This is a genomic window from Aeromonas sp. 75A (assembly GCF_051919425.1).
Taxonomy (GTDB): Bacteria; Pseudomonadota; Gammaproteobacteria; order Enterobacterales; family Aeromonadaceae; genus Aeromonas; species Aeromonas veronii.
This window is the reverse complement of record NZ_JBQBES010000002.1, coordinates 186,141-197,760: the sequence shown is the minus strand read 5'-3', so window position 1 is coordinate 197,760 and position 11,620 is coordinate 186,141. Positions and strand designations below refer to the sequence as shown.

The 11,620-nt window shown below is 58.7% G+C and carries 8 protein-coding genes; 6 read left to right on the top strand and 2 right to left on the bottom strand.

The window, feature by feature from the left end; genetic code table 11:
• The first annotated feature begins 126 nt into the window (after nt 1-126).
• The 6 genes from ydiJ (at nt 127) to ACTG2T_RS00855 (ending at nt 9,132) form a co-directional block, all read left to right on the top strand.
• Nucleotides 127-3,198 carry a D-2-hydroxyglutarate dehydrogenase YdiJ gene (gene ydiJ / locus ACTG2T_RS00880; RefSeq protein WP_330124461.1) on the top strand — a complete coding sequence of 1,024 codons (3,072 nt, stop codon included), beginning with the start codon at nt 127-129 and terminating at the stop codon, nt 3,196-3,198.
• Complete coding sequence (locus ACTG2T_RS00875; RefSeq protein ID WP_330124460.1) at nt 3,198-3,686, top strand: hypothetical protein; 489 nt, start codon at nt 3,198-3,200, stop codon at nt 3,684-3,686. Before ydiJ ends, ACTG2T_RS00875 begins: the two co-directional genes overlap by 1 nt.
• A gap of 168 nt (nt 3,687-3,854) precedes the next feature.
• Nucleotides 3,855-4,316 carry a hotdog fold thioesterase gene (locus ACTG2T_RS00870; RefSeq protein WP_064336666.1) on the top strand — a complete coding sequence of 154 codons (462 nt, stop codon included), beginning with the start codon at nt 3,855-3,857 and terminating at the stop codon, nt 4,314-4,316.
• Nucleotides 4,317-4,496: 180 nt separating this feature from the next.
• Entirely contained in the window at nt 4,497-6,398 is a 1,902-nt protein-coding gene (locus ACTG2T_RS00865) for a DEAD/DEAH box helicase (protein WP_047438936.1), read from the top strand.
• 333 nt (nt 6,399-6,731) lie between these two features.
• Entirely contained in the window at nt 6,732-7,214 is a 483-nt protein-coding gene (locus tag ACTG2T_RS00860; protein WP_330124459.1) for a molybdopterin-binding oxidoreductase, read from the top strand.
• A gap of 1 nt (nt 7,215) precedes the next feature.
• Nucleotides 7,216-9,132, top strand: a complete 1,917-nt coding sequence (locus tag ACTG2T_RS00855) for a putative bifunctional diguanylate cyclase/phosphodiesterase (RefSeq protein ID WP_330124458.1) — start codon at nt 7,216-7,218, stop codon at nt 9,130-9,132.
• A gap of 134 nt (nt 9,133-9,266) precedes the next feature.
• On the opposite strand, the gene ACTG2T_RS00850 is transcribed toward ACTG2T_RS00855, so the two are convergent.
• Entirely contained in the window at nt 9,267-10,589 is a 1,323-nt protein-coding gene (locus ACTG2T_RS00850) for a Na+/H+ antiporter family protein (RefSeq protein ID WP_005344933.1), read from the bottom strand.
• Between the two features lie 273 nt (nt 10,590-10,862).
• Nucleotides 10,863-11,540 (bottom strand): ribonuclease T, encoded by a 678-nt coding sequence (rnt, locus tag ACTG2T_RS00845; protein ID WP_198303920.1) that lies wholly within the window; start codon nt 11,538-11,540, stop codon nt 10,863-10,865.
• Nucleotides 11,541-11,620 lie beyond the last annotated feature (80 nt).

Below are 11,620 nucleotides of genomic sequence, written 5' to 3'. Positions count from 1 at the left end.
CGGTTTTCTAGCTGATATACTGCCCGCTCACATGTGAGCGGACTGGCCTGACTGCCATTGACAGGCGGCTGGCCAGTCGTTGTCGCCGGCGTGCCGGCATCAAGCAAAGGATGGGAACAAGGATTCATGATCCCGAGACTCGATTACCAGGACAGTTTGTCACCCGCAACCCTGCAGTTTCTTGAGTTGCTAGAGCGCAGCGCATTTCGTGGTGATATCGAAAAGTCTTATGCAAGCCGGTTGGCGATGGCGACGGATAACAGCGTCTATCAGGTAGTACCTCAGGCGGTTCTCTATCCGCGCAGTGCGGACGACATAGCAGCAATGCTCAAGCTGGCCGCAGAGCCGGCGTTCGCCTCCTTGAGTTTTTTCCCTCGCGGTGGCGGTACCGGTACCAATGGTCAGTCATTGGGCGGCGGCATTATCGTCGATCTCTCCCGTTATATGAACCAGATCATGGAAATTAATCTGGAGGATGGGTGGGTGCGCGCCCAGGCCGGGGTGGTGAAAGACCAGCTCAACGCCTATCTCAAGCCCCATGGCTACTTCTTCTCGCCGGATCTCTCCACCTCCAACCGCGCCACCTTAGGGGGCATGATCAACACCGACGCCTCGGGGCAGGGGTCACTGGTTTACGGCAAAACCTCGGATCACGTGCTTGGTCTCAAAGCGGTGCTGGAGAATGGCGACCTGATGGCGACCGAGCCGCTGACCGGTGAGCGACTGGCCGACAAGCTGGCGCTGGAGAGTCGGGAAGGGGAGATCTATCGCACCCTCTATCGCATCGGCAAGGAGCGCCGCGCCGACATCGAGGCGACCTTCCCCAAGCTCAACCGCTTTCTGACCGGTTACGATCTCAAGCACCTCTATCAACCGGATACCGACACGCTGGATGTGAGCCGGGTGCTGTGCGGATCTGAAGGGTCTCTCGGCTTTATCACCGAAGCCAAACTCAACATCACCCCCATCCCGCGCTACCGCACGCTCGTTAACGTCAAGTACGACAGTTTCCCCTCCGCCCTGCGCAATGCCCCCTTTATGGTTGAGGCCCAAGCGCTGTCGGTGGAGACGGTGGACTCTCGAGTGCTCGGGCTGGCCCGCGCCGACATCATCTGGCATTCGGTCAAAGAACTTATTCAGGATGTGCCCGGCAAGGATCTGCAGGGACTCAACATTGTCGAGTTTGCCGATACCGACGAGGTAGAACACAAGGCCAAGGTGGCGGAGCTGTGCCGTCGTATCGACGCGCTGCTGGCCAAGGCGGAGGCCGGGATTATCGGCTATCAGGTGTGTGACCACCTGCCGAGCATCGAAACCATCTACACCATGCGCAAGAAGTCGGTGGGGCTGCTGGGCAACGCCGAAGGGCGCAAGAAGCCGGTGGCCTTCACCGAAGATACCGCCGTGCCGCCCGAGTCACTGGCCGATTTCATCATGGAGTTTCGCGCTCTGCTGGATGCCCACGGCCTCGACTACGGCATGTTTGGCCACGTTGATGCCGGTGTGCTGCATGTGCGTCCGGCGCTGGATTTGTGCGATCCCGAGCAGGAGGTGCTGCTGCGCCGCATCTCCGATCAGGTGGTGGCGCTGACCGCCAAATATGGCGGTCTGATGTGGGGCGAGCACGGCAAGGGCTTTCGCTCCGAATACAGCCCCGCCTTCTTTGGCGAGCTGTGGGAAGAGCTGCAGCGGGTCAAGGGGGCGTTCGACCCGACCAACCGCATCAACCCGGGCAAGATCTGTATCCCCTACGGTAGCGGCGCCGAGCTGGTGTCGGTGGATGGGCCCAAGCGCGGCAAGTATGACCGCCAGATCCCGCTCGCGGTGCGCACCAGCTACACCCGCGCCATGGATTGCAACGGCAACGGTCTCTGCTTCACCTTCGAGACCGACTCCCCCATGTGCCCCTCGGTCAAGATCAGCCGTGATCGTCGCCACTCCCCCAAGGGGCGGGCGGGCCTGATGCGTGAATGGTTGCGTCAGCTGGCGGAGCAGGGCTTTGACCCGCTGGCGGAAGAGGTGGCGCTGCAATCCGGTGGTGTGCGCTTCAAACAGCTGGTGGACAAGGTGCGCAACAGCTGGGCCAAACAGCGCGGCGAGTATGACTTCTCCCACGAGGTGATGGAGGCGATGGCGGGCTGTCTGGCCTGCAAGGCGTGCACCAGCCAGTGCCCGATCAAGGTGGATGTGCCCGATTTTCGCGCCCGCTTTATGCAGCTCTACCACGGCCGCTACCTGCGCGCCCCCAAGGATTACTTCGTCGGCACGGTGGAGAGCTATGCGCCGCTGCTTGCCAAGGCGCCGAAGCTGGTCAACTTCTTCCTCGAAAAAGAGTGGGCCCAGAAGGCGACCGAGAAGAGTATCGGCATGGTCGATGTGCCGCTGCTCTCGGTGCCTACCCTTGCCGAGAGCCTGCACGATAACCGCGCCCGCTATTTTGATCTGCCGGGACTGGAGCGGATGAGTGCCGAGCAGCGCAAGCAGGTTGTGCTCATCGTGCAGGACCCCTTCACCAGTTATTACGACGCCCCTGTGGTGCGCGACCTGGTGAAACTCGCCAGCAAGCTCGGCTTCCAGCCCTACTTGCTGCCCTTTAAACCCAACGGTAAACCCCAGCATATCAAGGGATTCCTGCGCGCCTTTGCCCGTACCGCGGCCAACAGCGCCCAGTTCCTCAATAAGGTAGCGGCACTTGGCATTCCCATGGTGGGGGTGGATCCGGCCATGGTGCTTTGCTATCGCGACGAGTATGCCAAGGCGTTGGGGTCGGCTCGCGGCGATTTTCAGGTGTTGTTGCCGCAGGAGTGGCTGCTCTCGCTGCCGGTAGATCAGTTGCCTGCTCGAACCGACAAGACCAAGAGCGAGGAGGGGAGCGAGCCCTGGTATCTGTTTGCCCACTGCACCGAGAAGACCGCCAAGCCCTCCACTCACGGTGACTGGAGCACCCTGTTTGGCCGCTTTGGGGCCAGTTTGCAGCCGGTCTCTGTGGGGTGTTGCGGTATGGCGGGCACCTATGGTCACGATGTCAAACAGGTGGAGAACTCCAAGGGCATCTATGGGTTGAGCTGGGCTGACCCGCTAGCCCGTCTACCCAAAGCGCGCTGCCTGGCGACCGGCTATTCGTGCCGCAGTCAGGTCAAGCGGATGGAGGGGGAAAAGCTCAAACATCCATTGCAAGCCCTGCTGGAGCTGCTCTGATGCTGACGTTTCCCAAGCGGTTTCGGGTGCCGAAGGCTTATCGGCATCCACGTTTCTTGCTGTTACCCGCTACCCCCGCTCAGGCTGTGGTGGAGTTTGTCGCCATGTTGCGCGAGCGCGAGCAGCTCCATCAGCTGTTTCGCCCGAACGATATCTGGCCCTCAGCCAACTTCAGCCTGAGCCAGCACGAAGGAGATCTGGAGTGGCAGCAGTCGGAGTTTCTGGCCAAGCGCTCCTTTGCCTATGGTCTCTGGAGCCCGGATCGGGAGCCGCAATTTTGGGGCGGGGTTTATCTCTACCCCTCGGTGCTGCCGGAGGTAGCGGTGGAGCTCTTCTTCTGGAAGGTGGCAGAGGCGCCCATCACGGATGAGGAGCTGGAGATTCAGCTGCGCGAGTGGCTCGTCAGGGTGTGGCAGTGGCCAGCCCCCCGCTTGCCGGGGCGAGATGTGCCTTGGTCCGAGTGGCCCGGCGTTACCTACCCCTGGTGACATCCCGCTTAAGGGCATGATTGTGTAACACGCAGCTCCGGGTCGGGGCTGCGTTGTTACCAAGTTACCCGGTAACCAACAACTCACATAACCGAACCATTTTGCCGATGGAGGGCGTTTCACTCATATCGGTACGCATTCATCACTTACATAAGGAGTCTGCTCGCAATGAGTCACGATATTGCGCCCATCTGGCGTAAACCCATGAGTCTGGAGGGGCTCAACGCCACCTCTCGCAACACCCTGATGGCCCATCTCGATATCGTCTACACGGCTTTTGGCACCGATTGGCTTGAAGCGACCATGCCGGTGGATCATCGCACTCACCAGCCCCTTGGCATGCTGCATGGCGGCGCATCTGTGGTGCTGGCGGAAACCTTGGGATCGATTGCCGCCAATATGGCGGTCGGGCCAGATAGCTACTGTGTGGGGCTGGAGGTAAATGCCAACCATCTGCGGGCCAAACGGGAAGGGGTGGTGACCGGGCGTTGCACGCCGCTCCATCTGGGAGCAACGACCCAGGTGTGGCAGATTGAAATTCGGGACGAACGTGAGCGTTTATTGTGCACCAGCCGACTGACCATGGCGGTGCTCAAACACAAGCGGGGCAAGGACTCCAGCGAGGAGTGATCTGCAATAACGCACTATGAGTGCAAAATAAGCAAGCCATACTCGTCAGATCCCTCTATAATTGCCAACGTCTTGAGAGGCTTATCACATTTTTCAAGACAGCAGAACAAAGTGGCGCTATAATCGCCGCCTTTTTGCTATTCCGCGGTGTTAGCCGCCTGCCTTAATCTGGAAGAATCTATGTCTGATACCGAACAACTGCCCCTTTTTAGTGAGCTTGGACTGGCCGCGCCTGTATTGAAAGCGCTGCAGGACGTGGGCTATGAGCGCCCGTCACCGATCCAGGCCGCAGCAATTCCCCACCTGATGGCGGGACACGATCTGCTGGGGCAGGCGCAAACCGGTACAGGGAAGACCGCTGCTTTTGCCTTGCCTCTGTTGTCTCGTCTGGAAGCTGGTAACCGCAACACCCAGATCCTGGTGCTGGCGCCTACCCGCGAACTGGCGCTGCAAGTGGCTGAAGCGTGCCAACGCTACGCCCACCACATGCCTGATTTCCACGTACTGCCCATCTACGGCGGTGCCTCTTACGAAACCCAGACCCGCGCCCTGCGTCGCGGTGCCCAGGTTGTCGTTGGTACTCCGGGCCGCGTGATGGACCTGATCCGTCGCAAGAACCTGGACCTCTCCGGCCTGAAAGCTCTGGTACTGGACGAAGCTGATGAAATGCTGCGTATGGGCTTCATCGACGACGTTGACTGGATCATGGAGCAGTGCCCGAGCACTCGTCAGGTTGCCCTGTTCTCTGCCACCATGCCGGAGCAGATCCGTCGCGTGGCCCAGAAGCACCTGAAGCAGCCCAAAGAGATCAAAATTGCCTCCAAGACTGCTACCGCTACCACTATTCGCCAGCGCTACTGGCAGGTAACCGGTCTGCACAAGCTGGACGCCATGACCCGTCTGCTGGAAGTGGAATCCTACGAAGCCCTGCTGGTGTTCGTGCGTACCAAGAACGCTGCCGAAGAGCTGGCTGGCAAGCTGGCCGCCCGTGGTCACGCCTGTGAAGCGCTGCACGGCGACATCCCGCAGAAACTGCGTGAGCGTACCGTCGACAAACTGCGTCAAGGCCAGCTGGATATCCTGATCGCCACCGACGTTGTCGCCCGTGGTCTGGACGTTGAGCGCATCACTCACGTAGTGAACTACGACATTCCGTACGACACCGAATCTTACGTTCACCGTATCGGCCGTACCGGTCGTGCTGGTCGTAAAGGCGAAGCCATCCTGTTCGTCGCTCCCCGCGAGCGTCGCATGCTGCGCGCCATCGAGCACGCAACCCGTCAGGCCATCGAGCCGATGAAGATGCCGAGCACCGAGGACATCAACCAGCATCGTCTGGCCAAGTTCAAGGAGCGCATCCGCGAAACCATGATGGGTGAAGAGCTCGAGATCTACCATAACCTGGTAAACGAGCTGATCGAAGAGGATTCTGCCGATCCGCTGGAGCTGGCTGCTGCATTGGCCAAGCTGGTACAGGGTGACCAACCGCTGCTGCTGGATGACTCCATTCCGGATCCGCTGTTCAACAACAGCAACGATCGTGGTGGCTTCGAGCGCCGTGACTTCAACGACCGTGGCGGTCGTGACTTCGGTGACCGTGGCGATCGTCCTGCCCGTCGCATGCCGTCCCTGGAGCCGCGTCCGCTGAAAGACAACCCGGATGTGGAGATGGAGCGCTACCGCGTAGACGTGGGTGCCCATCACGGCGTCAAGCCGGGCCAGATCGTGGGCGCCATCGCCAACGAAGCGAACATCGAGAGCCGCTTCATCGGCAACATCGACATCGCTGATGATTTTTCCACCGTCGATCTGCCGAAAGGCATGACCGCCGATGTACTGGAAGTGATCAAGAAAGCCCGTGTTTGCCAGCGTCCGCTGCAGATCACCCGCTACACCGAAGTGCCGGCCGGTGGCAACACCAGCAGCCGTCCGCCCCGTGGTGATCGTCCGTTCCGTGGCGACCGTCCTTTCAACAAGGATCGCCGTCCCCAGGGTGACCGTCCGTTCAACAAGAGCGGGGAGCGCCGTGAAGGTGGCTTCAACAAAGATCGCAAATTCGGTGGCAAGCGTCGCGAAAGCTGATTGCTGATCCCGTTATGAAGAAGGCCGCTCATTGAGCGGCCTTTTTTTGTATCTGCGATAGGGACTGTACCGTCAGTTTGCCTGTATGGGGGTCATATTTCTGTTCCACAAGCCAGGTCGTGAACCAAAGGGACATGAATATTTTCCGGTGCGGTTGCGACATTCGGAGCCTGGATGCCATGCTTTAGGTGGCATTCGGGTACAGCCTGATGCTGGTTGCCTGTTGTGGTGAGCTGGTTGCAGCAACATTGTTTTGCATTATGACTCTGCAGTTTCCCTGTGGGTGGACAGAGTGAAACCAATAAAACAAACAGTACGATACGGAGGTCTATCATGGGTGGATGGCTTGGCAGGATACTGCTGTTATCCGGCTGTCTCGTTTCTGGCATGGTGTTGGCTGATGATCCCTTTCTCAAGATCAAGGGGGATGGCTGTTGCAATGGTAAAGGGGAGGTCGTGTTGACCCGGGCCGAGTTTGAGGCTTTACCTCAGACAGAGGTCAAGACCCAGACCCCGTGGACCGAGGGAGACCACACCTATCGTGGCGTGCTGCTGCGAAATCTGGTCAAGATATATGGTCTCAAGAGTGGGGAGGTCAAGGCGGTCGCCATCAATGACTACTGGGCGGCGGTGCCGCTGGAAGATGGGGATAAATATGCGGTACTGCTGGCCGAGAAGCAGGATGGCAAGGCGTTGACCCTGCGCAACAAGGGGCCGCTCTGGATCATTTATCCCCTCTCTGATCACCCGGAGCTGAACAAGGAGCTCTATCACAGCCGGATGGTGTGGCAACTGACGGCGATCGAGAGCAAATAAGATGCTGCGCGGCAAGTTTCTGAGCTTGATCCTGATGGTGACTGCCTTTTTGGGGGTTGCCATCTGGTCGGTCTGGAACTATGACCGTGCTTTTAATGCTGTGACCCGCTATACCCAACTCTCCGCCTGGGCGTTGGCGCAGCTGGAGTTGGAAATCCATGGCTTTGATGAAGCGCTCTCTCTCTATCGTACCGGTTCGACCAGTCAGGAAGAGATGAACAAGCGCTTTGATATTGCCTGGAACCGGCTCGATGTCTTCCTGCACGGGGAGGAGGCCAAGCCGGTGAGAACCCGCTTTGGGGCTGAACAGGCAGCAGGCAAGATCATGACTCTGTTCGAGAAGTATGAGCAGGCCGTGGTCAGCGGAGAGCGAGATTCAAAAGAACTTGCTCGTTTTGCCGAGGAGTTGGCTCGGGATCTGGCTGCGATCCGCGATGTGATGGTGAAAAATTTCACAGGTCCATCCGCTATTGCCCAGCGGGAGGTACTCAACTCGTCGCGTATCCAGAACTTCTTCATTCTGGCTTTCTTGATGTTGGCGACCGTGGTGATGCTGCTGATGCTGTTTCGCGAAGTGCGCCACCAGCACTTTCTTGCGTGGAATGATGCGCTAACCCGCTTGCCGAACCGGGCCTCCTTGATCAAACACCTCAAGCAGCTGACGGGACATAAAGGGGGGCGCAGTAGCGTGACCGTCTGTCTGGTGGATCTTGGCCATTTCAGGGAGGTAAATGACAGCCTGGGCTACGAGGTGGGGGATGCATTGCTGACGCAACTGGCCGAGCGGATCAGCGCGGTATCGGTTGACGGTATCTTTGCCGCCCGCACCGGTAGCGATGAGTTTGCCATCATTATTTCCGGCGTTATGCCCACCTATTTGCGCTTTCCATTTCTGGAGCAGCTGCGTAACGAACTTGCCGGGCTCGCCTTGGCGACTGATCCCGCCCACCGGGTGCGGGTCTTTATGGGGGTCAGCCAGTACGTGCGACCGGTACACACGCCGGAGGAGATGCTGCTGTTTGCCGATATCGCCCTCGACAGTGCCAAGCGCAAGCGGCTGAATCGTTACGTGGTTTTCTCCAGCAGCATGTATCAGCACTATCTGCGTAACCGCCGTTTGTCGACCGAGTTGCGCGAGCTGCTCCAGCACCACAGCAATTTGCAGTTGAGCCTCTACTATCAGCCGATTGTCCGTGGTCAAGGCACGGTGCGACTGGGGGCTGAGGTACTGATCCGCTGGAATCACCCGGAGTACGGGTTTATTCCGCCACTCGATATCATTTCGCTGGCGGAAGATAACGGGCTGGGGGAGGCGCTCGGGTTATGGATCTTCCGGCGCTTGCAACATGATCTCGCTACTTTCCCGAGCGACTTGATTGAACCGCTGGAGATCTCGGTCAACCTCTCGAGTTCCATGTTCACTATGGAGTTGGCAGCCCAGCTGGATGAGAACATGAGAGAGGGGCCGCTAAGCCTGCAACAGCTGATCGTCGAGCTGACCGAAACGATTGCTCTGGATGATATCGAGCTGAGCAAGCAGATCATCGACACCCTGCGTCAGATTGGAGTGCGGGTGGCCCTCGATGATTTCGGTACCGGCTGGTCATCGTTCTCCTACTTGCGGGAACTCTATTTCGACAAGCTCAAGATCGACCGCTCATTTATCACGGCCATCGACAATGACACCCGTCAGGCCCTGTTCGTCGAGGCGATCACCAGCTTCTCTCATCAACTAGGTGTGCGGGTGGTGGCGGAAGGGGTGGAAAACAACGATGAGCTGAAGGCGGTGCTGAGCATAGGGGTGGATGAAATTCAGGGCTATTTCTACTCGAGGCCCTTGCCGCTGCAGGACTTTCTGCTGTTCTGCCATCGCTACTTTATCAATCGGAGCATCATGCAGGAGGTTGCGCTGGGTTAGCGAGCGGTGCCTTTTCACCGCCACCACAAGCTACCGTGCTGTTGTTCATCTAGCCGAATAAATAAAGAAGGCGACCATCAGGTCGCCTTCTTGTTGTGCATTGTGATGTACAGAGGTCGCAGCCCGAGGGGCTATCAGAGCACCATGGCGGCAATCCAGCCGAAGATCACCAGCGGGATGTTGTAGTGAATAAAGGTGGGCACCACGCTGTCCCAGATATGGTCATGCTGGCCATCGGCGTTGAGGCCGGAGGTGGGGCCCAGCGTCGAGTCGGAGGCCGGTGAACCCGCATCCCCCAGCGCGCCAGCGGTACCAACCAGTGCGATGATCGCCATTGGTGAGAAGCCAAGCTGCAGACAGAGCGGCACATAGATGGTGGCGATGATGGGCACGGTGGAGAAGGAAGAACCGATCCCCATGGTGATGAGCAGACCCACCAGCAGCATCAGGAAGGCGGCGATCCCCTTGTGCTGACCGATGCCGGAGGCGACCACCTGAACCAGAGAGTCGACCCCGTGAGTTGCCTTCATGACGGCGGCAAAACCGGCGGCAGAGATCATGATGAAGCCGATCAGCGACATCATCCGCACCCCCTGAGTGAAGGCATCCTGGCTTTCGCGAAACTTGATGACGCCGCCGCAGGTGAAGATGACAAAACCGGCCAGCGCACCCAGTACGATGCTGTTGGTCATCAGTTGTAGCCCCAGCGCCACGCCAATGGCCAGCAGGGCCACCCAGATGTGTGTGAGGTTGAGCTCGACTGCTTCGGGCTCGGCATCCAGGATCTTGGCCAGATCGTACTGGCGCGGTTTGCGATAGCTGATGAATACCGCAATCAGCAGGCCCAGTACCATACCGGCGACCGGAATGGCCATCGCCAGCGGGATCTGGCTGGTGGTGATGGGCACGCCGTTATCGATCAGGTTTTTGGCCAGAATGTTGTTGAGGAAGATGCCACCAAAGCCGACCGGTAGCACCATGTAGGTAGCTGTCAGGCCAAAGGTGATGACACAGGCCACCTGACGACGGTCGATCTGCATCTGCGCCATCACATGCAGCAGCGGCGGGATCAGGATGGGAATAAAGGCGATGTGAACCGGGATCAGGTTCTGGGAGGAGATAGCCACGGCCAGCACGGAAGAGAGCAGCAGGGTTTTGACCCACATGATGCGGGTCGAGCTGGCATCCTTGCCCAACTGGCTGATCACCTTGCGGGCCAGCAGGTCGGTGATCCCGGAGCGGGAGATGGCAACCGCAAAGGCGCCCAGCATGGCGTAGGAGAGGGCAATCTCGGCGCCACCGCCCAGACCACCGCTGAAGGTGGTGAGGGTATCGGTCAACGACAGCCCACCGACCAGGCCGCCAGCAATGGCCCCCAGCGCCAGCGAGACCACCACATTGATCCGCAGCAGACTGAGCACCAGCATCAGCCCGACTGCGATAACAACTGGATTCATTTGATTTCCTTATAGTTTGTTATTGCTGTCTGTCATGTGAAGGGGAGTTAGTTTGCGAAAAATGTGACAAATGTCGAGTAAAAAATCAGTCAAACCTCTCATATCGCAGCAGCATGTGGCACAAGGTTGCTCAACATGAGGGGTTTTGACCTGTTTGTCTCCGTTCATCGCGTGCGCAGCGGTTGATAGTGACATTGATGGCTATTTCCGGTGCGCCGTGCAATCAATCATTTCCCCAAAAAGCGAAGGCTGCCACTGGCAGCCTTCGTCCGTTTATGCTTGCCCCTCATCGTCGGCAGGGGCATCGGTTGTGTCATCATCTGGATGCGCTGGCGGCCATCCCCCCATGCTCTTCCAACGGTTGACGATATGACAAAAGAGCTCTGTGGTGCGTTCGGTGTCATAGAGGGCAGAGTGCGCCTCTTTATTGTCAAACGGGATGCGGGCGCTCTGGCACGCTTTGGCCAGCACGGTCTGACCCAGCGCCAATCCGGAGAGAGCAGCGGTGTCGAAGGTGGCAAACGGGTGGAACGGATTGCGCTTGAGGCCAGCCCGCTCGGCTGCCGCCATCACGAAGCCGTGATCGAAGGTGGCGTTGTGGGCCACGATAATGGCGCGGCTGCAATCCTGCTCCTTCATCCCCTTGCGGATCCCCTTGAAGATCTCGGTCAGCGCCTCTTTTTCCGAGACAGCGCCACGCAACGGGTTGTAGGGATCGATGCCGGTGAACTCCAGCGCGGCCTTTTCCAGGTTGGCCCCTTCGAAAGGCTCGACATGAAAGTGGAATACCTGATCGGGAACGAGCCAGCCCTGCTCATCCATTTTCAGGGTGTAAGCCGCGATTTCGAGCAGGGCATCGGTCTTGGCGTTGAACCCGGCTGTTTCAACATCAATGACGACGGGGTAAAAACCACGGAAACGGCCCTTGAGGGTATGAACTGCGTCGGTCATGGGATCTCGGTCGGGATAAAATGAGGCGGCATTATGGCAAAAAAGCACAGGCTTGTCCTCCCATCCCACGCAGGATGCCG

What these genes read in the sequence shown, in the direction of transcription:
- ydiJ (WP_330124461.1), top strand. Translation starts at nt 127, where the DNA reads ATGATCCCGAGACTCGATTACCAGGACAGTTTGTCACCCGCAACCCTG.
- ACTG2T_RS00875 (WP_330124460.1), top strand. Translation starts at nt 3,198, where the DNA reads ATGCTGACGTTTCCCAAGCGGTTTCGGGTGCCGAAGGCTTATCGGCAT.
- ACTG2T_RS00870 (WP_064336666.1), top strand. Translation starts at nt 3,855, where the DNA reads ATGAGTCACGATATTGCGCCCATCTGGCGTAAACCCATGAGTCTGGAG.
- ACTG2T_RS00865 (WP_047438936.1), top strand. Translation starts at nt 4,497, where the DNA reads ATGTCTGATACCGAACAACTGCCCCTTTTTAGTGAGCTTGGACTGGCC.
- ACTG2T_RS00860 (WP_330124459.1), top strand. Translation starts at nt 6,732, where the DNA reads ATGGGTGGATGGCTTGGCAGGATACTGCTGTTATCCGGCTGTCTCGTT.
- ACTG2T_RS00855 (WP_330124458.1), top strand. Translation starts at nt 7,216, where the DNA reads ATGCTGCGCGGCAAGTTTCTGAGCTTGATCCTGATGGTGACTGCCTTT.
- ACTG2T_RS00850 (WP_005344933.1), bottom strand. Translation starts at nt 10,589, where the DNA reads ATGAATCCAGTTGTTATCGCAGTCGGGCTGATGCTGGTGCTCAGTCTG.
- rnt (WP_198303920.1), bottom strand. Translation starts at nt 11,540, where the DNA reads ATGACCGACGCAGTTCATACCCTCAAGGGCCGTTTCCGTGGTTTTTAC.